20 protein-coding genes are annotated in these 22,647 nt (G+C 41.0%); 17 read left to right on the top strand and 3 right to left on the bottom strand.

The features are described 5' to 3' along the window. The first annotated feature begins 80 nt into the window (after positions 1-80). Complete coding sequence (gene btuF / locus ABN212_RS01870) at positions 81-908, top strand: vitamin B12 ABC transporter substrate-binding protein BtuF (RefSeq protein WP_198626054.1); 828 nt, start codon at positions 81-83, stop codon at positions 906-908. A gap of 268 nt (positions 909-1,176) precedes the next feature. On the opposite strand, the gene erpA is transcribed toward btuF, so the two are convergent. Beyond that, positions 1,177-1,521: an iron-sulfur cluster insertion protein ErpA gene (erpA, locus tag ABN212_RS01865; RefSeq protein ID WP_006534944.1), complete on the bottom strand. Its 345-nt coding sequence runs from the start codon at positions 1,519-1,521 to the stop codon at positions 1,177-1,179. Between the two features lie 275 nt (positions 1,522-1,796). Between erpA and hemL the strand changes: the two genes are divergently transcribed. From hemL to ABN212_RS01850, 3 genes are all read left to right on the top strand, one after another. Beyond that, the gene (gene hemL / locus ABN212_RS01860) at positions 1,797-3,083 is read left to right on the top strand and encodes a glutamate-1-semialdehyde 2,1-aminomutase (RefSeq protein ID WP_198619410.1); all 1,287 of its coding nucleotides are present in this window, start codon (positions 1,797-1,799) and stop codon (positions 3,081-3,083) included. Between the two features lie 251 nt (positions 3,084-3,334). Beyond that, the gene (locus ABN212_RS01855; RefSeq protein ID WP_349442780.1) at positions 3,335-3,583 is read left to right on the top strand and encodes a hypothetical protein; all 249 of its coding nucleotides are present in this window, start codon (positions 3,335-3,337) and stop codon (positions 3,581-3,583) included. Positions 3,584-3,621: 38 nt separating this feature from the next. Further along, positions 3,622-3,753, top strand: a complete 132-nt coding sequence (locus ABN212_RS01850) for a hypothetical protein (RefSeq protein ID WP_349442779.1) — start codon at positions 3,622-3,624, stop codon at positions 3,751-3,753. Here the strand turns inward: ABN212_RS01850 and mrcB are convergent. After that, on the bottom strand, positions 3,730-6,036 hold the full coding sequence (gene mrcB / locus ABN212_RS01845; protein WP_109371560.1) for a bifunctional glycosyl transferase/transpeptidase: 2,307 nt from the start codon (positions 6,034-6,036) through the stop codon (positions 3,730-3,732). The two genes, ABN212_RS01850 and mrcB, sit on opposite strands and share 24 nt — an antisense overlap. A 143-nt stretch (positions 6,037-6,179) precedes the next feature. Beyond that, positions 6,180-8,612 carry an ATP-dependent helicase HrpB gene (gene hrpB / locus ABN212_RS01840; protein ID WP_198632112.1) on the bottom strand — a complete coding sequence of 811 codons (2,433 nt, stop codon included), beginning with the start codon at positions 8,610-8,612 and terminating at the stop codon, positions 6,180-6,182. Between the two features lie 85 nt (positions 8,613-8,697). On the opposite strand from hrpB, the gene sfsA reads away from it, so the two are divergent. The 13 genes from sfsA to ABN212_RS01775 all read left to right on the top strand — a co-directional run bounded on the left by sfsA (position 8,698) and on the right by ABN212_RS01775 (position 22,647). Then, positions 8,698-9,408 carry a DNA/RNA nuclease SfsA gene (gene sfsA / locus ABN212_RS01835; protein WP_196532251.1) on the top strand — a complete coding sequence of 237 codons (711 nt, stop codon included), beginning with the start codon at positions 8,698-8,700 and terminating at the stop codon, positions 9,406-9,408. Between the two features lie 196 nt (positions 9,409-9,604). Further along, on the top strand, positions 9,605-10,060 hold the full coding sequence (gene dksA, locus ABN212_RS01830) for an RNA polymerase-binding protein DksA (protein ID WP_023580786.1): 456 nt from the start codon (positions 9,605-9,607) through the stop codon (positions 10,058-10,060). A 53-nt stretch (positions 10,061-10,113) separates the two neighbouring features. Then, on the top strand, positions 10,114-11,025 hold the full coding sequence (gene gluQRS, locus ABN212_RS01825) for a tRNA glutamyl-Q(34) synthetase GluQRS (protein WP_198619408.1): 912 nt from the start codon (positions 10,114-10,116) through the stop codon (positions 11,023-11,025). A 90-nt stretch (positions 11,026-11,115) separates the two neighbouring features. Continuing rightward, the gene (gene pcnB / locus ABN212_RS01820) at positions 11,116-12,669 is read left to right on the top strand and encodes a polynucleotide adenylyltransferase PcnB (RefSeq protein WP_406588703.1); all 1,554 of its coding nucleotides are present in this window, start codon (positions 11,116-11,118) and stop codon (positions 12,667-12,669) included. Next, a complete protein-coding gene (gene folK / locus ABN212_RS01815; RefSeq protein WP_100159309.1) occupies positions 12,662-13,156 on the top strand; it encodes a 2-amino-4-hydroxy-6-hydroxymethyldihydropteridine diphosphokinase in 495 nt (164 codons plus the stop codon). Before pcnB ends, folK begins: the two co-directional genes overlap by 8 nt. A gap of 360 nt (positions 13,157-13,516) precedes the next feature. After that, positions 13,517-14,308 carry a 3-methyl-2-oxobutanoate hydroxymethyltransferase gene (panB, locus tag ABN212_RS01810; protein ID WP_349442778.1) on the top strand — a complete coding sequence of 264 codons (792 nt, stop codon included), beginning with the start codon at positions 13,517-13,519 and terminating at the stop codon, positions 14,306-14,308. 43 nt (positions 14,309-14,351) lie between these two features. Then, the gene (gene panC, locus ABN212_RS01805) at positions 14,352-15,203 is read left to right on the top strand and encodes a pantoate--beta-alanine ligase (RefSeq protein WP_349442777.1); all 852 of its coding nucleotides are present in this window, start codon (positions 14,352-14,354) and stop codon (positions 15,201-15,203) included. Positions 15,204-15,235: 32 nt separating this feature from the next. Further along, entirely contained in the window at positions 15,236-15,616 is a 381-nt protein-coding gene (gene panD / locus ABN212_RS01800; RefSeq protein ID WP_349442776.1) for an aspartate 1-decarboxylase, read from the top strand. 233 nt (positions 15,617-15,849) lie between these two features. Beyond that, positions 15,850-16,482 (top strand): response regulator transcription factor, encoded by a 633-nt coding sequence (locus ABN212_RS01795; RefSeq protein WP_109371574.1) that lies wholly within the window; start codon positions 15,850-15,852, stop codon positions 16,480-16,482. Between the two features lies 1 nt (position 16,483). After that, positions 16,484-18,040: an MASE1 domain-containing sensor histidine kinase gene (locus ABN212_RS01790; RefSeq protein ID WP_198619404.1), complete on the top strand. Its 1,557-nt coding sequence runs from the start codon at positions 16,484-16,486 to the stop codon at positions 18,038-18,040. Positions 18,041-18,107: 67 nt separating this feature from the next. Further along, positions 18,108-19,460 (top strand): MFS transporter family glucose-6-phosphate receptor UhpC, encoded by a 1,353-nt coding sequence (uhpC, locus tag ABN212_RS01785; protein ID WP_311747287.1) that lies wholly within the window; start codon positions 18,108-18,110, stop codon positions 19,458-19,460. Positions 19,461-19,462: 2 nt separating this feature from the next. Next, the gene (locus ABN212_RS01780; RefSeq protein WP_069368510.1) at positions 19,463-20,494 is read left to right on the top strand and encodes an ABC transporter substrate-binding protein; all 1,032 of its coding nucleotides are present in this window, start codon (positions 19,463-19,465) and stop codon (positions 20,492-20,494) included. Between the two features lie 74 nt (positions 20,495-20,568). Continuing rightward, on the top strand, positions 20,569-22,647 hold the full coding sequence (locus ABN212_RS01775) for an ABC transporter permease (RefSeq protein WP_349442774.1): 2,079 nt from the start codon (positions 20,569-20,571) through the stop codon (positions 22,645-22,647).

The raw sequence follows: 22,647 nt of genomic DNA, 5'->3' as shown, positions 1-22,647 counted from the left end.
GCTTTATCAATATCCCGCCTTTATTTTTTGCTTATTCTAAGATAAAAAATAGGTGGGTATTTTTTACTATTGGAAATGTAATGCGTTTATTTATCAATTTAGGGTTATTACTCTGTTCATTATTTTGGTTCAATTTCGCCATTGCTATCACGCCCGCTGATCGTGTTATTACACTATCACCATCTGCCACTGAAATGGCTTATGCCGCAGGTATGGGTGATAATATTGTCGGAGTTAGTGCTTACTCTGATTATCCAGAGGATGCTAAAAATATTGAACAAGTTGCCAATTGGCAGGGTATTAATATAGAGCGCATTCTATTATTAAAGCCTGATTTAGTGATTGCATGGCAAGGCGGTAATCCACAACGTTCATTAGATCAATTAAAAGCTTTGGGTATTTCTATCATTTATTCTGATCCACAAAGTATTGAAGAAATCGCAGACGATCTCGTTACTCTTTCCAATTATAGCCATCATCCTGATATAGCATTAAAAAATGCCCAACAATTGCGCCAGCAATATCAAGCGTTACAGCAAAAATATGTATCAAATATATCGAATCACCCTAAAAAAAAGGTGTTTATTCAGTTTGGGATGCAACCTTTATTTACGACATCAGCTCGCACATTACAGAGCCATATTACAGCGCTTTGTGGTGGGGAGAATATCTTTGCTAATAGCCCTGTCACTTGGCCTCAAGTAAATCGTGAGCAAGTACTTACAAAGCGACCTGATTTGATTGTATTCAGTGGTAAAGCAGAGCAAATACCTACCGTACAAACATTTTGGCAACCCCAGCTTACTGTTCCAGTTATTGCTATTGATGAAGACAGTTTTAGTCGCCCTTCACCACGTATTATTAATGCAGCACAGCAAATCTGCGAAGCCATCGCTAATAATGAATGAGTGATTTTATGAAATAAGCTCAGAAAGAATAAAGAAGAGAAAAAAATTTTAACCGACAGACAAAAGTTGTGAGCGAGCAAGCAGTGCAACAAGGCAGACAGCGCGCAGTAAGCGGAGCATACATTAGTATGTGAGCATTACGAGCACTGCTCTAACGCCGTGGCACTACTGCACAGCCACGACGCCAAAGAAGATAAACAGCACAAAGCATTACGAGCGGTGCTATAACGCCACAGCACTACTGCACAGCCACGACGCCAAAGAAGGATCAGATACTAAAAGAAGAGCCGCAACCACAGGTACTCTTAGCATTAGGATTAGTTACAATGAAACGCGAACCCTCTAACCCCTCGGTATAATCCACACAACCGCCCACTAAATACTGCAAGCTCATAGGATCAACCACTAAGGCAACACCTTGTTTTTCTATGGTCATATCGCCTTCGTTCATTGCATCATCAAAGGTAAAACCATACTGGAATCCGCTACAACCGCCACCCGTGATATAAACACGTAAACGCAGATTTGGATTTTCTTCATCTGCAATCAGATCTTTTACTTTATTTGCAGCCGCGTCAGTAAATTGTAACGGCAGAGCCATATCATCACTCATTGTTCACTCCAGACTGGGTATTCCAGCAAAAAAACAGCCAGCAAAAATTTATCTTTCTTGCTGATATAATGTGATGATTATCTAATACCTGCTCATAACCTTCAAGTTTGTTGTGGACAAAATACACTTTTTGCTACCTATCGCTTTTTACGATAATTCACATACTCACAATAACAGTGATAAATCAAAATCTTGTTGCCGTGTATTTGGCTTCATCTGCGCGGTGCTTTAGAATACGCCTTAATCTTACGCTCACCCATCATTAGGAGTCTGACATGAGCAAGTCTGAAACGCTTTATAATCTCGCACAACAAGTGATCCCCGGCGGTGTCAACTCACCTGTTAGAGCATTTAACGGTGTAGGTGGAACCCCTCTTTTTATTGAACGTGCTAATGGTGCGTATATTTATGATGCCGACGGACGCGCTTACCTTGACTATGTTGGCTCATGGGGACCGATGGTATTAGGACACAACCACCCTGCTATTCGCGATGCAGTGACTGATGCGGTACAAAAAGGTTTAAGCTTTGGAGCCCCAACAGCCGCTGAAGTTGAAATGGCAAACCTAGTCACTGAACTTGTGCCATCAATGGACATGGTTCGTATGGTGAACTCGGGCACAGAAGCGACAATGAGCGCCATTCGCCTTGCTCGTGGCTATACTGGACGTGACAAAATCATCAAATTCGAAGGTTGCTATCACGGTCACGCTGACTGCTTATTAGTAAAAGCAGGCTCTGGCGCATTAACTATGGGACAACCAAACTCACCAGGTGTACCTGCTGATTTTGTCAAACACACCTTAACTTGCACTTACAACGACTTAAACTCTGTACGCCAAGCATTTGAAAACTATCCTGAAGAAGTCGCTTGTATCATCGTGGAGCCCGTTGCTGGCAATATGAACTGTGTACCACCTAAAGCAGACTTTTTACCGGGTTTACGTGCGTTATGTGATGAGTTTGGTGCTTTACTGATTATTGATGAAGTTATGACAGGCTTTCGCGTGGCATTAGGTGGCGCACAAGCCTATTACGATGTTGATCCTGACTTAACGTGCCTTGGTAAGATTATCGGTGGCGGTATGCCTGTAGGTGCTTTTGGCGGACATATGGATGTAATGTCTAAACTCGCGCCAATTGGCCCTGTTTATCAAGCAGGAACCTTATCAGGCAACCCTATTGCAATGGCAGCAGGTCTAGCGTGTTTACACGAAGTTTCACAGCCAGGTGTTCATCAAACATTAGATGAGCTAACAACGATGCTAGCTGACGGTTTACTTGAGAAAGCTCAACAAGCAGGCATTCCAATGGTTATCAACCATGTTGGTGGTATGTTTGGCCTATTCTTTACTGATGCGAAAGAAGTCACTTGCTACCAAGATGTGATGAATTGTGATGTCGAGCGCTTTAAACAATTCTTCCACTTAATGCTGGAAAAACGCGTCTACCTTGCGCCTTCTGCATTTGAAGCGGGCTTTATGTCTATCGCTCATACAAAAGAAGATATTCAACGCACTATTGATGCGGCGGAATATGCTTTTGAAAAAATGAAAGGCTAGTTTAAATATCCCTTTATAAAAGCCAGTCAGTTCACAATTGTGAAGTGACTGGCTTTTTATTATTGGCTTTAGCCAGTTTAAGTCGCGTCAGCGTCTTAAATCATAACCACCCGTTTTACGGGCGGTTATGGTTTCTTTTTCCTATCCAATATCAATAGAAGTATCATTTTTGACATCTTTGAATTAAATTCAACCCATTGTTGCCATAATGACTTTAAAACACAAATCGAAGCGTCATATTTGATACTTTCGTGTTAAATTTAATCATTTATTGCCATGGTGGCTTTAAAATACGGCTCAAAGTATCAAAAATGAGCCTTAATAAAATTTTGAAGACAATCGATGATTTATCAGCTGAAGAAAAAACAAGGCTATTCTTAGAATTAAACTCTAAGCAAAAATCAAATAACTATCGTTATTTCAATGAGATATGCAACCCTGAAAAATCACTTAATCTATTTGCACTAGAAGAGCATGAGATAAAAAAATCATTACCTTAGAGCTAAAAAAGCAAGGCATTACCTATGAAGAGATGGCTATGCAAATTGATATTAACCTTAAACTTGCTCAAAATAACTACGCTATAGCAACAAAAAATAAACGGCACTTACGTGCCGTTTTTATTTTACCTAACCTACGTGATGACTTACTCAGAAAACAGATCTTGTAACCACTTTGGCGCGCCACTTTCATCGGTATCTTGCTGAACGGGCGTACACAATCCATCTGGGTTTGATGTCCATACTGGCAATGTACGCACTCCACCGCCATAACAAGCAAAGTTACCTTGGGCATCAACAGACATCTCTGCGATATCTTCTGGTGCTGGTGGATTTAATTTCAACGGTGCCTGATTCTCTAAATAGTTACGATACAGCAATAATGCCCCTGTTGAACCCGTTAAGTTCGTTGGACCATTATTGTCACGTCCCATCCATGAAATCGTCACTTCTTTGCCGTCAATCCCCGCAAACCAACTATCACGTAAATCGTTAGTGGTACCCGTTTTACCCGCAAGGTTGTAATTACCAAATTTTGGTTTTAATACACGCCATGCTGTTCCTGAATTCACCACTTGCTGCATACCAAATAGCGTCATATAAGCCGCTTGAGGTGAAACAGTGGTTTCCGCTTGAGGATAACTTTGATAAAGCACTGTACCATCTTGGGCAATAACAGAGCGCAATGATGATAGTTTTGCACGATTACCTAAACTACCAATTGTTTGGAAGGTTTGAGCCACTTCCATTGGTGTTAAGTTTAATGCACCTAATAGCATCGCGGGTACTTTTTCCAGATTTTCCGCTGGGGCGCCCAAGTTAATCCAAGTTTGAATTACTCGATCTAATCCGACTTCTAAACCAAGATTTACAGTAGGTATATTGCGTGAGGTTGCTAATGCATCCACCAGCATTAATTTACCTTTATAACCGCGATCGTAGTTACGGGGTTGCCAAGGCTTACTCCCCGGAATAGGCACTGAAATAGGTTCATCAGCAAGCCATGTATTTAAACGAAAACGATCAGGCTCACTTAATGCCGTTAAATATGTGGCAGGTTTTGCCAGAGAGCCAATAGAACGACGTGCTGATAATGCGCGGTTAAAGCCCGCATATTGTGGTTGAGAGCCTCCTACTAACGCCCTAACTTCACCACTTAAACGGTCAACAACCACCATTGCCCCTTCAAGATCGTCTATTTTACGTGTTTTACGTAAATCAGCGACACCCACTTCAACCGCTTTTTCAGCCGCGTCTTGCGAGACAGGATCTAATGTTGTGAAGATTTTCGTACCCGATAAATCTTTTACTTTATCGCCTAGGGTTGTTTGTAACTCTTGGCGAACCAATTGCATAAACGCAGGTTGAGGCGTTAACGCTTCACTACGTGGCTTCACCCCTAAAGGACGCGCACTAAGCACGTTATAAAGCTCTTGGTCGATTATCTCTTGGGTTTCCAGCAGTTTTAATACTACATTACGACGCTCTAACGCCGCTTTTGGATTACGCCAAGGGTTATAAGCTGATGCACCTTTAACCATACCCACTAAAAGCGCTTGCTGATCAAGGCTTAGTTCATCAACGGGACGACCAAAATAATAAAGGCTAGCTAATGGGAAACCACGGATCTGTTCATCACCACTTTGCCCTAAAAAGACTTCGTTAAGATACAGCTCTAAAATGCGATCTTTGCTATAACTCGCATCCATAATGATTGCCATATAGGCTTCATTAAGCTTTCTTTTTAGCGTTCTTTCGTTAGTCAAAAATAGGTTTTTCACTAACTGTTGCGTTAACGTACTACCGCCTTGAACCGCTTTACCCGCAGTAAAATTCGCTAATACAGCACGACCAATAGAATACAGGCTGATACCGTCATGCTCATAGAAGCGACGATCTTCTGTTGCAATTAACGTATCCACTAATAACTGTGGAAATTTGTCTCTTGCTAAGAATAAACGTTGCTCACCATTTGCAGATTGCATCATGGTAATCAGCTTAGGATCAAGACGGAAAAAGCCAAATTGGCGCTGATTATCCATGTTAGTGATACTAACAAGTGAATTTTGCTCAAAGGCTAATTTAGCTAAAATTTGCTCTTCACGACCATCAGGGAAATCAAATGGTCGGCGCAACATTTCAATGGTGTTGCCTCTTACCACAAACTCGCCAGGACGTGTGATTTTGTTAACATTGCGGTATTGCATACCCTCAAGTAAGCTCACCATCTCTTTTTGGCTATAATTCATGCCCGGTTCTAAGTTAACGGTACGTCCGTAAACCGCAGCAGGTAATTCCCAAACATTGCCATCAAGGCGCTCTTTGATTTGAGAATGTAAATAAACACCATAAATGCCCATTAAAACCGCAACCACAATGGCGATTTTGACAAATAACCAAAACCAAGAACGACCTCTTTTGGTTTGTTTCGCTGGTCTTTTCTTTCTACTCATGAACTGTATCTCTCATTAAAACCCCTTTATCACGGGATAAAGAAGCCTAACATTGTCGCTATTTTTCTGTGTGATCCCACAAGAAAGCTCTCAAATACGAATAAAACTAGAGCATATTGATCTGGGGTGAAACTAATATTCATTTATTGGCTATATTTTTTTACTCGCCGAGTCGGTGCCGTATTCGCTGGATCATCAGGCCATAAATGCTTTGGATAGCGCCCTTTCATCTCTTTTTGCACCTCTTTATAACTTCCTGCCCAAAACGTGGCTAAATCTTGTGTTTTTTGGATAGGACGATGTGCTGGTGACAATAATTCCATGACTACAGGCAATTGACCATTCGCAATAATAGGGCTTTGTTGTTCGCCATAAACTTCTTGAATACGAATAGCAATCACAGGCGGCAACTCCAAATCATAATTGATAATCACTTTTGTCCCTGTCGGCGCCAAATAATGCGTTGGAAATAAGCTTTGAAGCAACTGATTTTCATGCCATGTTAATTGATTTTTAATAATCGTATTAATATCAATTTGTTGTAATGCTTTTAATGTCTGAACTTCTCCAAGTTCAGGTAAGAGCCATGTTTCTAACGTTTCAAGTAACACAGCTTCTTCTAAATCAGGCAATAAAGCTTCTGGGCACCACTTTTTCGCTAAAGAAAGACGAATAAAAAACTGTTGAGTCTCTTCACTAAGTGCTAAAGCACTTAAGCCGTTCTCTCTTAACCAATTCAATAACGCTTGTTGCATTTGCTGTTTATTGGGCTTGTCGAGTTGACGCTGACTTAAGGTTAATCGCCCTAATTGACGTTGTTGCCATGCAACTAACGTACCGCGTTTTTCATCCCATTCAACCGTGGTATTATTTTCAATAAGCTTAGGAAAGGTAGCTGATATTTCATCAATATCAATAGGCAAAGCTAATAAAATACGGACATCAGCATAATGTGCATTTTGCAGTAATAATGGCGCTAAAATCCACGGTGCATTACTCATAGATTGCGAGTCATCCATCATAGCACCTTGCCCATTTGCTAAACGAAAACGCCCTTGATTATCACGATTTTTAGCAATCCTATCAGGAAATCCTACCGCTAATAATGAACCTAACAATTCCGAGCAAAACGTTCCTTTTCGATGTTGAGAGAGCTGTTTTTCACGTCGCGACCAGAAGGTATTCTTTTGTTGTGCAATCCACTCTAGATTAATTTCTTGTCCTCTTGGAGGCTCTTCTAAAATTGCACATAGACGTGCGGCAGTAACAAGATGATTATCACTTTGCTCACTCGCATAATCCAAAATTGCTGCTAATCGAGGCTCAATGCCCCATTGCGCCATACGTGAACCTCGTGGTGTTAATCCACCTTGTTTATCTATCGCCCCCAAACGATACAATAACTCTTTAGCGGCATGTAATGCTTGTGGTGTTGGTGTATCCAACCAGTTCAACTGATTAATATCACGACATCCCCACTGCAAAACAGAAAGCCATAACGATGATAAATCACTGCTTAATATTTCAGACAATTGATGAGAAGCAACGCGCTCTGCTTGTTCTTGGCTTATTAAATGCCAGCAAATACCTGCCTCAAGACGCCCTGCTCGCCCAGCTCTTTGCGTTTGTGATGATTGACTAGTTCGTTGACGCAATAAGCTAGTGACACCACTTTTCAAATCAAATTGAGCGCGCTTTTCAATAGCACTATCAAGGACTAAACGAATTCCTTCAATGGTAAGACTCGTTTCTGCGATATTGGTCGCAAGAACGACTTTCCGATAACCTTTCTCTGTGGGTTCAATCGCTTTTTGTTGTTCAGCTAATGAAAGCGCACCATAAAGAGGAAATAACAAAACATTGTTATCCACTTTATCTTTTAGAATGTCAGCAACACGCACGATTTCGGCACTACCCGGCAAGAAAATCAGCATGGAACCCGATTCTTGCGCAAGTAATCGTAAAGCCATAGTGGCAATTTCTTGCTCAAAGGGTTGATGTGTATTGATAGGAAAATAGACTCGTTCTACAGGATAGCTACGGCCTTCAGCGCTGATCATAGGAGCATCAGGTAATAATGCGGTGAGCTTTTGATTATCCAATGTTGCTGACATAATCAACACACGCAAATCATCACGTAATCCCATTTGTACATCGAGCAATAAAGCCAATGCTAAATCAGCCTGTAAACTGCGTTCATGAAATTCATCTAAAATCACAAGGCTTACGCCAGCCAACTCAGGATCTTGCTGTAACATACGGTTTAATACCCCTTCTGTTACCACTTCAAGTCGAGTTTTTGAGCTGACTTTGCTTTCCGCTTTCATTCGATACCCCACCGTATTGCCAACTTCTTCATTTAGCTGACTGGCTAAACGATAAGCAATACTTTTGGCAGCAATTCGTCTTGGCTCTAATAAAATTATTTTGCCATCAAAGCAATTTTGCTCCAGTAAATAAAGGGGAAGCGCCGTGGATTTACCTGCACCAGTGGGAGCATGAAGCAAAACTTGTGGGGATTGTTTTAACGCAGCAACGATTTTTTCTGTTACATCAAAGATTGGCAATAAATGCACACAGGCTCCATGATTCATTAACTTTCTTGGCTTGGCATTGTAGCATTAGCGCTTTATTAAAGGTCATATTTTCCTCGGAGTCATTATGAAATTTGAGCAACCGCTACAATCCGCCACTTTACTAAAACGATATAAGCGTTTTTTAGCAGACGTTGTCACCCCAAATGGGGAAGAATTCACGCTCCATTGCGCCAACACAGGCGCAATGACGGGATGTGCGACTCCCGGTGATACTGTTTGGTATTCCACCTCTTCAAATGCAAAAAGAAAATACCCGCACAGTTGGGAACTTACACAGACCCAAACCGATGATTGGATTTGTGTAAATACCTTAAGAGCAAACGGTATTGTTGCAGATGCCATTGAAGCAGGTGACATTCCAGAATTATCTGAATATGACGAGATAAAACGAGAAGTGAAATACGGTAGTGAGAACAGTCGTATTGACATTTTACTTAAATCAAATCATAAAGTTGACTGTTATATTGAAGTGAAGTCAGTCACCTTACTCGACAACGGTATGGGTTATTTCCCTGATGCAAAGACAGAACGTGGCCAGAAACATCTTAGAGAGTTGACCGCTATCGCAAAATTGGGTTTAAGGGCTGTCTTATTCTACGCAGTTCCCCATACTGGCATTACGGAAGTGACTGTTGCTAAAGAGATTGACCCTAACTATGCTTCACTGCTAAAAGAAGCGAGTGATGCAGGGGTTGAAATCTTGTGTTATCGCATCAATATTAGTGAATACAATTTAACAATTGGACAGCAATTACCTTTTATTTCAAATAGTTAATTGAAAAGCATGGCATTAGTTAAGCATTTTTTAACTAAAAAGGGACATTTACTTGCGTGCCTTCACACCATGAGAAAACTTATTGAAGGAATAATTGCTATCCTCGCGGGCATCTGCTATTTATAGCGCCCTATTTTTTCCCCTTCCTGTTTTGAAGGTGGGGATTATTCAGAAATGCGTATGTAGGAGAAGCATTATGCAAGAAGGGCAAAAGCGTAAAACATCGTCCATGAGCATTCTCGCTATTGCTGGCGTTGAGCCATATCAGGAAAAAGCGGGCGAAGAATACATGAACGAAGCCCAATTAGCGCATTTTAAGCTAATACTTGAATCTTGGCGCAATCAGCTCAGGGATGAAGTCAACCGCACCGTTACTCATATGCAAGATGAGGCGGCAAACTTCCCAGATCCCGTTGACCGTGCTGCACAAGAAGAAGAATTCAGTCTTGAGCTGCGTAACCGTGATCGTGAACGTAAACTCATTAAGAAAATCGAGAAAACACTGAAAAAAGTCGAAGATGATGACTTTGGTTTCTGTGAATCTTGTGGAGTGGAAATCGGCATTCGCCGTTTAGAAGCTCGTCCTACAGCAGATTTATGTATCGACTGTAAGACATTAGCTGAAATCCGTGAAAAACAGATGGCTGGCTAATAATGAGCAAACGCCTCAGCCTAATACGTTGAGGCGTTAATCTGAATCTTTCGATGCACGAGATTACAGACTATATTGGGCGCTTTGCGCCATCGCCAACGGGTCAACTTCATTTTGGCTCATTGGTTACTGCACTTGGCAGTTATCTTCAAGCTCGCGCACACCACGGGCGTTGGCTTTTGCGCATCGATGATATCGACCCTCTTAGAGAACCTCCCGGCACTGCATCCCAAATTATTCGTACATTAGAACATTATGGTTTGTTCTGGGATGAAGAGATCCTCTATCAATCGCAACGCCATGATGCTTACCGTGAGATTTTACACACTCTTTGGAAAGAAGGTGTTTGCTATCACTGTCATTGTAGCCGTCATCGTTTACATGACTTAGGGGGTGTGTATGATAACCACTGTCGTCATCGCGAGCCACTCACAACTAATGTTACACCTTTTGATAAAGAGAGTGCATGGAGGTTGATCCAACAGCATCCTGTTTATCATTTTGAAGATGTCATTCAAGGTACATATTATTCAAAGAGTACGTCTATCGTGTTAGAAGATATGATTATTCACAGAAAAGATAACTTATTTGCGTATAATCTAGTGACAGTGATTGATGATAGTTATCAGGGTGTAACCGAAGTTGTTAGAGGTGCCGATCTACTTGATCCCACATTGCGACAAATCAGTTTACATAAACAACTGAATTTACCTATTCCGCGTTATGCTCATTTACCTTTAGCAATAAATCATGACGGTAATAAATTATCAAAACAAAATCACGCAAATGCGTTACCAGATACTGATCCAAGACCCGTCATTATCGATGCTTTACGGTTTCTTAATCAGCCTATTATTGCGGGTTGGCAAGATTATTCGTTAGCATCATTGTTAGAGATTGCGATAGCGCAGTGGTCACCTTCTGAGATTTTAAAACAAAATCATCAGCAACAAGGGTATGAATAAACCACACAAAGCATTCTCAAAAAATGTTCAGTAGGCTATGATTAGCCGCTTAATTTTTTAATTATTAGAATTTATTATTCGAGGTGTCATATTTTTAATCGAGTAGCACATTTCTGCCGTAATCTGCTAGGGCGACAAACAACGTCATCAGACACACAACCGGTAGCGAGTGAAAGGCCAGTCACTGCATCTGACCGACCAATACAAGAAACACAGAAACCTGTGCGTCGGCGTCCTGCTATATCCGCAGACCGTCCCCGTAAAAAAAAGAGTAATAAAGAAAAGGCGAACGGGAGTGATTTGCCAATGACTGTGATCCCAAGAGATCAACACCCAATTTCACGTAACGACATCAGTGATAATGCATTAAAAGTGCTTTATCGCCTAAATAACTCTGGCTTTCAGGCTTATTTAGTTGGTGGCGGTGTCCGTGACTTATTACTGGGAAAAAAACCAAAAGATTTTGATATTGCCACTAATGCAACACCTGAAGATGTACGTCGATTATTCCGTAACAGCCGTTTAGTCGGTCGTCGTTTCCGTCTTGCGCATATTATGTTTGGCCCTGAAGTGATTGAAGTTGCGACTTTCCGCGGCTCTCATGAAGATCATGAAGTTTCAGACAATAACCAATCCCAGCAAGCACAAAGCGGTATGTTACTGCGCGACAATATTTTTGGCTCAATTGAAGAAGATGCCATCCGTCGTGACTTTACATTAAACAGCCTCTATTACGGTGTTGATGATTTTGCTGTACGTGATTACGTTGGTGGCTTAGCGGATCTGAAAGCGGGTATTATTCGCTTAATTGGCGATCCTGAAACGCGCTATCGCGAAGATCCCGTCAGAATGCTTAGAGCCATTCGCTTTGCTAGTAAATTGGATATGCAAATTGCGCCAGAAACCGCAGAGCCAATTGCCAGACTTGCTCCTTTATTACGTAATATTCCATCGGCTCGTCTTTTTGAAGAATCGCTGAAATTATTACAAACGGGGCAAGGATACAAAACTTACAAGTTAATGTGTCGTCATCAATTACTTGAACCGCTGTTTCCGCTGATTGCATCTAAAATGACAGAGCAACATGATACGCCGATGGAGAGAATGCTAGATCAAGTTCTCAAAAACACGGACTACCGCATCAATAAAGAGATGCGAGTCAATCCGGCGTTCTTATTTGCGGCGATGCTGTGGTATCCATTAATTGAACATGCCGAAAAATTAGTCCAAGAAAGTGGTCTTTCTTACTATGACTCTTTCTCTATGGCGATGAACGATATTTTAGATGAGCAATGCCGTACTATTGCGATACCAAAACGCATTACCACAACAATGCGTGATATCTGGCAATTACAGCAACGTTTACCTAAACGCCAAGGTCGTCGTGCGAATAAATTACTTGAGCACCCTAAATTCCGTGCAGCATTCGATTTACTGGAATTACGTGCCAATGTACAACACAATCCAGAGCTTCAAGCGTTAGCTGGTTGGTGGGCTGATTTCCAAGCCTCTAACAATACGCAACAGCGCTCAATGGTCTCTGAATTAGGCCAAGCCCCCGTTCGTAAACGTCCGCGTCCACGTAAACGCCCTCGTCATCCAAGCGCAAAACCAGCATCAAGACACGAGAATACCAATGAGTAAACAGAAAAAACGTGTTTATATCATTTTAGGTAGCAATTTGAATTCACCTGAAAATCAGGTGAATTCAGCGATTAAGGCAATCAGTGAGATCCCACAAACAACATTGATTGCACAATCATCTTGGTATCGTACTCGCCCAATGGGACCACAAGATCAGCCTGATTATCTTAATGTCGCTGTTGCGGTTGATACAACGTTAGCACCTGAAGAGTTGCTTAATAACACACAAGCGATTGAATTAGCGCAAGGTCGTGTTAGAAAAGAAGGCAACCGTTGGGGCCCAAGAACGCTTGATCTTGATATTATGTTATTTGGTGATGACGTGATCCAAACCGAGCGATTAACCGTACCTCATTACGGGCTTAAAGTACGTGAATTTATGCTTTATCCATTAGCAGAATTAGCACCCGACCTTCGCTTTCCTGATGGTGAGTTATTAGCAGATAGATTGGCGTTAGTGCCTGAAAATGGCATGGAAAAGTGGTAATTTCACACTAGTACGTTCTTAATGCTAAAGGTTGATACTGTAAAAAATATAAACAGTATCAGCCTATCTCTTCTCTTTTACTTTCCCTCAATTTTTCAAACACATCTCTCCTCCCCAATCTCTAAACTCTTTTATATTTATTTTTCACATATAGGCAATTGATAAATATAAATAAAAATTATCATTTATTATTTTTCATTACTCATTTAATTACTTTTTCTTCGTTTTTAGTCCTTAAATGCTACAATCGAAAGCGACTTTATTTTGATGATCTAACATTTTCTTTAATAAACAAACAATTATGTGAAGTAATTAATTTTATCTACACACAAAAAAATGACAATGATGGAGTTTGTTACAATGAAACCCACTACGCTTTCAACACTGAACCGCTATAAGCAAGAAAAGAAAAAATTCGCCACAATCACCGCTTATGATGCAAGTTTTGCTCGCCTTTTTGCACAAGAAGGTATTCAAGCCATGCTGATTGGTGATTCATTGGGTATGACACTACAAGGTCATAACAGCACCTTGCCTGTCACCGTTGAACAAATTGCCTACCACACTCGTTGTGTAAGAGCGGGTGCGCCTAATGCTTTCTTGATTGCAGATATGCCGTTTATGTCTTATTCCACCCCTGAGCAAGCTTGTCTTAATGCCGGCATTCTGATGCAAGCAGGAGCTAATATGGTGAAGATTGAAGGTGGAAGTTGGTTAATTCCTACCGTTAAAATGCTCACTGAGCGTGCGGTTCCTGTCTGTATTCATTTAGGTCTAACACCACAATCTGTCAACGTCTTTGGAGGTTATAAAATCCAAGGTAGAGAGCACGATGAAGCCGAGCAATTGAAGCAAGATGCCATCGCCCTTGAAAATGTGGGTGCTCAATTGGCGGTATTGGAATGTGTTCCTGTTACTCTGGCTAAAACAATTACAGACGCATTAACGATACCTGTTATTGGTATTGGGGCAGGCAATGTCACAGATGGACAAATTCTTGTTATGCATGATTTATTAGGTTTAACACCTCAAGCCCCTAAGTTTTCAAAAGACTTTTTACAAGAAGCAGGCTCCTTAAAAGGTGCGGTTAGTCTTTATGTTCAACAAGTTGAACAAGGCCTGTTTCCAGAAGAAAAACATTCATTTAACTGATTTATTATCTTAATTATCAATATTGTTTAAAAGGAGTCACGCCGTGCTAATTATTGAAACTACGCTTATCTTACGCAGAGAAATCAAGCGATTAAAGCAAGAAGGTAAACGCATTGCATTGGTTCCAACAATGGGTAATCTGCATGAAGGTCACCTAAAATTAATTGAAGAAGCGCGTATTCACGCAGATGTTGTGATCACATCTATTTTTGTTAACCCACTTCAATTTGATAGAGAAGCGGATTTAGCAAATTATCCTCGTACTTTACAAGAAGATTGCGAGTTACTGCGTGATAAACATGTCGATATTATCTTTGCGCCTTCAGCAAAAGAAATGTATCCACACGGTATGGAAAATCAAACAACTGTTGATGTCCCTGTATTATCTACCGTATTAGAAGGTGCAAGCCGTCCTGGTCATTTCCGTGGTGTCACGACAGTTGTCAGTAAGCTTTTTAACCTTGTACAACCTGATGTTGCGATGTTCGGTGAAAAAGACTTCCAACAACTGCAAATTATCAAAAAGATGGTAAGCGATTTATGTATGGATATCAGCATCGTTCCTGTTGCTATCGTACGTGACAAAAATGGTTTAGCGCTCAGTTCGCGCAATCGTCTATTATCTGATAACGAAAAACAACAAGCCCCTGCACTTTATCAAGCGATGCAAGAAATTGCAGAACAACTAAAGTCGGGCAATCATGATGTTAATCAGCTACTGCAAAATGCAAAAAACACCTTAGAGCAGCAAGGTTTTCGTGCAGATGAGTGCTTTATTTGTGATGCGGATACACTCACACCATTAAATGAAGAGAGCCATCGGGCCTTGATTTTAATGGCTGCATGGCTAGGTAATACACGCTTGATTGATAACCAGCAAGTTAACCTTGTTTAATATTCATTATTAGAAAAATAGGAAACACAACAATGCTACGCACTATGTTACAAGGCAAACTTCATCGCGTAAAAGTCACACAAGCTGATCTTCACTATGAAGGCTCTTGCGCAATTGATCAGGATTTTATGGATGCCGCAAGCATTCTTGAAAATGAAGCGATTGATATTTATAACGTTGATAATGGTGAGCGTTTTTCAACCTATGCCATTTGTGCCGAAAGAGGCTCTCGGATTATTTCAGTCAATGGAGCAGCTGCGCGTCGTGCCGCCGTTGGCGATCGCTTAATTATTTGTTCTTATGTGCAAATTCCTGATAGTGATGCGCGTAGCCATAAACCTAATATTGCTTATTTTGAAGATAACAACGAGATGAAACGTATTGCAAAAGCGGTTCCTGTTCAAGTTGCTTAATCAATAAGAAATAACACATTTCCCCATAAACAGAGGTTCCCTGTTTATGGGGAATTATCACCTGAATAATAAATAATCTATTGTTATTATTTGCTTGTCACGATTCACCACGACAAAAACGAGACATAAGATTCAAAACCGTGTTTCTTCTCCATTTTTCCTCGCTTATCTTTCTGTAGCTTGTTATAAATCATATAAGTATTGTCTGACTACTCTCTGACTAATAAAAAATTATGATAAAAGTTGCTTTAGTAGATGATCACATTGTTGTGCGTTCAGGATTTGCACAACTCTTAATGTTAGAACCCGATATTCATATCGTGGGTGAATATTCTAATGGGCAAGAAGCATGGCCTTATTTAGCACATGACGATATTGATGTTGCTGTGATGGATCTCTCTATGCCTGGCGAAAGTGGTCTACAACTCCAAAGTCGCTTAAAACAAAAGCGCCCTGATTTTCGCACCATTATTTTAAGTATCTACGATACGCCCGCTTTTGTTCAAAGCGCATTAGATTCGGGCGCCCGCGGTTATTTAACAAAACGTTGTGGCCCTGAAGAGTTAGTACAAGCCGTACGCGCTGTACATCAAGGTGGCTGTTATCTTTGTTCTGATGCAATGAAAGCGTTACGACAAACACCCGAAAAAGAAGATGCATTACATACGTTAACACCTCGCGAAAGAGAGATTTTCAATCTTTTAGTTCAAGGCGTTAATGTCAAAACAATTGCGGTACAACTTAACCTTAGCCACAAAACCGTTCACGTTCATCGAGCCAATGTTCTTGGTAAATTAAGCTGTGAAACCACTATCGATCTGGTTCATTTCGCCTTAAAAAATCAATTGATTACAGGCTCGCTGTAAAATGAAAAGGGGACTGCGTTTTTTTCTTCAATCCCTCTTTTTATTACTCACCTACTCTTTACTTTGGCTATCGCTTTGGGTGATTGGCTTCTATTTAAGTAAAAACGGGCAACAAGCCGCCCTTTTCTTACCTCAAGGTCTACGATTAGCCCTAATAATTTTACTTTGGCGGCGTTTTTGGCTACCAATGTTATTTGCTGAATGGGGGCTTTATTACTGGTTAGCGCAAGAGCAATTAATTACCCACGCCATTATTTATCTCTCACCAATACTAAGCCTTATTATCGCGTTAGAAGTTCAGCGTATTTGGTGGCGATATCCTCTTTATTGGCAACGCCTAACCCTATTAATTAGTGCCGTTGGCTTTAATAGCCTGCTACAAGCCTTTATTCTTGGTTTTGTAATTAATACCACCAGCGGTATTTTTCTGACATCCGTTACTGGTGGCATATTACTCGCCCCTTTTGTTTTTTTACTTTATGAATATCTACGCGAATTACAAAGTCGCACTTTAGTCTCTGACGGCACACTCGATCCGCCATTAAGAACCTCCTTACTCATGTGGGGATTTCTATTTTGCCTTATCGGATTAAGTGCACAGTTTTTCTTAACACCCGAAATAGAACGCTTATTAGTTATTCTTGTTTTTATCCCTAATGTATTTATGGCGTATCGTTATGGCTGGCAAGGCGGCGTATTATCTGCAATATTAGGCAGCTTAATTATCACCTTTGCTCGACAAGTTAATGGCGCGTTTAATGACTTACGTGAGTTAGAAATGTTTTTAACTACGCAAGCTATTATTGGCATTGGTTTAGGGATAGCAATCAGCCGCCAACAGCAATTAGCCCATAATTTACGTCACTATCGATTACGCTTAGAGCAAGAACTTCAGGCTAGACGCGAACTAATGGAGCAACTTGTTCACACCGAAGAAGATGTGAAAAAAGCCATTGCTCGTGAATTACATGATGAGATTGGGCAAAATATTACAGCCATCCAAATTCAATCAATGTTAGTAAAAAAGATGGCTGATAACGATAAAACGCGCCAAACAGGGGAACAAATCGAACGGCTTGCACTGCAAATTCATCAATCTACACGTCAACTACTCCGACAATTACGCCCGCCTGTTTTAGAAGAAATGTCGCTTGAAAAAGCCCTTCACCATTTAATTAATGAGTTTGCTTTTGATGACAACGGTATCATCTGTAATTTTAATTACTCGTTAGATAAAGAGCCTAAAAATGAAACCATTATTTTTACCCTCTACCGTTTAGTACAAGAGCTGTTAAACAACATTAGTAAACACGCCAACGCGACCTATATCCAAATCTCACTGACTCAAAACCAAAACCGATTACGACTGATGATTAGTGATAATGGTATTGGCATGTTACCCACGTCATTATCAGCACAACAAAGTAGTGGCTTTGGATTACGCGGAATTGAAGAACGCATTCGTGCTTTAGGTGGAGAATGGGAAGTGGTAAATCATCACGGTACGAAAATAATTGTTAACTTACCCACAAATTCAAAAGAAAACAGTGAAAACTAAGAATAAGTCTTAGTCATCTACAACCTTATCTCATTCTTTTTCGCGACATTTTTTTTACATTTGCAACATCAAAGAGGATGTTATGTCAGGTAAAAATTCGGCATCAATAAATAAGACCTATAACTTTTGGCGCAAAAATTTAATGCTGTCGATGATTATTGGTTATGCCACCTTCTACCTCACACGTAAAAGCGTCAACTTTGTGATGCCCGTTATGCAAGTTGAATTGAATTTAGATAAAGGAGATATCGGTTGGATAGCCAGCCTTTTTTATCTCACTTACGGTTTATCTAAATTTGTTTCTGGTATTTTCCACGATAAGTGGGGATACCGCTGGTTTATGGGTGTTGGATTAGTAATGACAGGCATTATGAATATTATCTTTGCCTATTGTCTTTCGTTTCCTGCACTGCTTTTGGTCTGGGCACTAAATGGTTTCTTTCAAGGCTTTGGATGGCCACCTTGTGCAAGGTTGTTAACACACTGGTATTCACGCAATGAACGTGGCTTCTGGTGGGGATTATGGAATATCTCAATCAACCTTGGCGGGATGAGTCTTCCCATTTTAACTGCGTGGCTAGCGACGCATTATAGTTGGCAAGTCGCACTGCTTGTTCCCGGTATTATCGGCATCATCATCGGGCTATGGTTGTGTGTACGATTAAAAGGGACTCCCGCAGAAGAAGGACTTCCTACTGTGGGTGTGTGGCGGCGCGATGTGTTTGAATTACGTCAAGAACAAGCCTCTCCGCCTAAACCTATGCTAACTATTTTGAAAGAGAGCATTTTATTTAACCGAATGATTTGGTTGCTAGGGTTTTCTTATATTTTGGTTTATCTCATACGTATGGCGATAAACGATTGGGGAAATATCTGGTTATCAGAGACACATGGCGCCAATTTATTAAGTGCAAATGCCATTCTTTCCTTGTTTGAAGTAGGTGGCTTGCTCGGGGCGTTATGTTCAGGCTGGGGCTCGGATTTATTATTCCGCGGCCAACGAGCACCAATGATATTGCTGTTTTCACTCGGCCTTTTTACCGCAGTAACAGCACTTTGGTTAATTCCAATTCATCATTATGCGTTACTCGCAGCCTGTTTTTTTAGTATCGGTTTTTTTGTGTTCGGACCACAGATGTTAATCGGGCTTGCTGCAACAGAATATTGCCATAAAAACGCAGCAGGCACGGTAACTGGCTACTTGGGATTGTATGCCTATTTAGGGGCGGCAATGGCAGGTTGGCCATTAAGTCAGGTCATGGCGCATTATGGTTGGACTGGGATGTTTGCATTATTAACCAGTGCTGCGGCCTTAATGGGACTCTTACTAATGCCGTTGTTGATTGCTGATGTTAGCAAACAAGAGCATTCAGTTGGCCCACTTTCATTTTCCGATGACGACACATTTAAAAGGTTCTGAACATGAAATTGAAAACCCTCTCTACACTCGTTGCTGCTGGTCTGGCTCTTTCTGCGGTTAGCTTATCAACAAATGCGGCTGGTCGTTTAGTCGTTTACTGTAGTGCGACAAATGCGATGTGTGAAGCTGAAACAAAAGCCTTCGCCGAAAAGTATGATGTTAAAACTACCTTCGTTCGTAATGGTTCTGGGAGTACTTTAGCTAAAATTGAAGCTGAAAAACGTAATCCACAAGCTGACGTTTGGTATGGCGGTACAATGGATCCTCACTCACAAGCGGGTGAAATGGATCTGCTAGAGCCTTACGTTTCTCCTAATCTCGATCAGATCATGCCACAATTTCGTGATCCAGCTAAACGCAAAGGAAACTACTCTTCTGCGGTCTATGTCGGTATTTTAGGTTTTGGCGTCAATAAAGATCGCTTAAAAGAAAAAGGCATTGCTATTCCAACCTGCTGGAAAGATTTAATTAAGCCTGAATACAAAGGCGAAATTCAAATTGCTGATCCACAAAGCTCAGGTACGGCTTACACTGCACTGGCAACCTTTGATCAATTATGGGGCACTGAACAAGCCTTTGATTACCTGAAGAAAATCAATACAAATATCTCTCAATACACCAAATCAGGTATTGCTCCTGCACGAAATGCAGCCCGTGGTGAAGCAGCCATTGGTATTGGTTTCCTACATGATTACTCATTAGAAGTTGAAAATGGCGCCCCACTTGAATTGATCTCGCCTTGTGAAGGTACAGGGTATGAAATCGGTGGTGTCAGTATCATTAAAAATGCCCGCAATATGGATAACGCAAAATTATTCGTAGATTGGACACTCTCAAAAGAAGCGCAGGAAATTAGCTGGAAAGAAGGTAAATCTTACCAAATTCTAACCAATACCTCGGCTGAATCTTCACCTATGGCACTGAAATTATCAGACTTAAAACTCATTAACTACGACATGGATAAATATGGCGATAGTGAAGTACGTAAGGAACTGATTAATAAGTGGGTTACCGAAGTAAAAATGGGTAAATAGCTCATTAACAGAGCGAGATAACCTCTCGCTCTCTTTTTCTCATAATAATAAATACATTTACTCTCGGGGGATTTATGTCTCACACACTCGCTTTACCTGAAAAAAAGAGGCGGGCTCCCATATTTTTATGGATCCTAATTGCATGGATGGCATTTGCGTTACTGCCATCATGGAGCCTTGACTACGGTCTTTTAGACTCAACAGCAGATGAATTGCTCACCTCTTATGGCTGGAGTAGCCTAAATATCAGTTGGCTCTGGTTTTTATTACCGAGTTTACTGCTATTTCGCCCATTAACTGCACCTAAACGTGAAAATCGCTCTCGCCACTATTTTGATGCGGGTTTTGCCCTATTTTGTGCATTTATTACGATAGTCAGTGCAACCCTTGAAGGGCGTGGCTTAGGTTATTCTGCGATCATCCTTTTTATTTCTCTGGGAATGATCATGAAAACCGCCTTAACACGCCTTGAATGGCTGGGCGGTGATAGCTTTGTTATCGGCTCTTTGATAGCTGTTGTTGCTCTGATTGGCGCCTTTATTATCTTCCCTAGTATCGCTATTTTTATTCCGATGTTTAAAGATAGCGCGGGCAATTTTGCACCTTTTGAGTTTATCGCGATTTTAAGCCAAGCCCATATTGTGCAAGTGATGCTTAACTCAATTGTGCTTTCTATTGCTGTGGGGATAGGTTGTACTTTCTTTGGTTTAATACTGGCCATTTATACGTCACGTATTGCGGTGCGCTCTGCCATTATCGGCCGTGTATTTTCTATCTTACCTATTGTTACACCACCTTTTGTTGTCGGTTTAGGGGTGACGTTAATGATGGGACGTTCGGGTTATGTGACAGAGTTTCTGGCCACTTACGCAGGACTTGAAAATACCAACTGGTTATATGGTTTTACAGGGATTTGGTTGGCGCAAGTGCTCGCCTTTACCCCTATGTCATTTATGATTTTAGATGGCGCCATTAAAACCATTCATCCTTCATTAGAAGAAGCCTCTTACACCTTAAGAGCAAACCGTTATCAAACTTTCTTTAACGTCTTTATGCCGTTGCTTAAACCTGCGTTAGCCAATGCGTTTTTAATTGTAATTGTGCAATCTCTTGCTGACTTTAGTAATCCGTTAGTTTTAGGAGGCAACTTTGACGTTATCGCCACACAAATTTATTTCTATATCACAGGCTCTCAGCTTGATTATCAATCAGCCAGTACATTAGGCGCATCACTGTTAGTTTTCTCACTATTAGTGTTCTGTGTGCAGTATATGTGGATTGGTAAACGCTCTTACGTCACGGTATCAGGTAAATCTTATCGCGGTGATGTTCAACCTCTTCCATCGTCACTGATCGCATTTGTGACTACTGTTTTAGGTATTTGGGTTGTCTTTAATATCCTGCTCTATGGCAGTATTTTCTACGGTAGCTTTACCGTTAACTGGGGAGTTGATTACACCTTAACACTCGATAACTTTATCAAATTATTTGGTCAAGGAATGAGTGACGGTGCATGGCCTTCATTATTAGATACCTTGTTATATGCGGGTATCGCCGCGCCGATCACGGCAATTCTCGGACTATTAATTGCCTATATCGTGGTGCGCCAAGACTTTAAAGGTAAAAAAAGTATCGAGTTCACAACCATGCTTTGTTTTGCCGTACCAGGAACCGTCGCAGGTGTCTCTTATATTCTTGCGTTTAACGACTCGCCTTTCTATTTAACGGGAACGGCGGCAATTGTGATTATCTCTATGACAATGCGTAACGTGCCTGTGGGAATACGTGCGGGTATTGCGGGATTAGGGCAAATTGATAAATCGCTTGATGAAGCTTCTCTAAGTTTAAGAGCGAACTCAATGAGAACCATTTTCTATGTGCTGTTACCGTTATTACGCCCTGCTATTTTATCTGCGCTGATTTATAGCTTTGTGCGTGCGATAACGACAGTCAGTGCCATCGTTTTCCTTGTTACACCAGATACACGCGTTGCAACCGCTTATATTTTAAACCGCGTTGAAGATGGTGAATACGGCGTCGCAATTGCCTACGGCTCGATTTTAATCGTCGTGATGTTGGCAATTATTTTCTTATTTGACTATTTGATTGGCGAAGCCCGTGTTTCACGCTCTAAAGCCAAAAATGCACAGTAA

This window comes from Proteus genomosp. 6, assembly GCF_040139785.1.
GTDB lineage: Bacteria > Pseudomonadota > Gammaproteobacteria > Enterobacterales > Enterobacteriaceae > Proteus.
The sequence above is the reverse complement of the archived record's forward strand: the minus strand, read 5'-3'. Positions and strand labels throughout refer to the sequence as shown.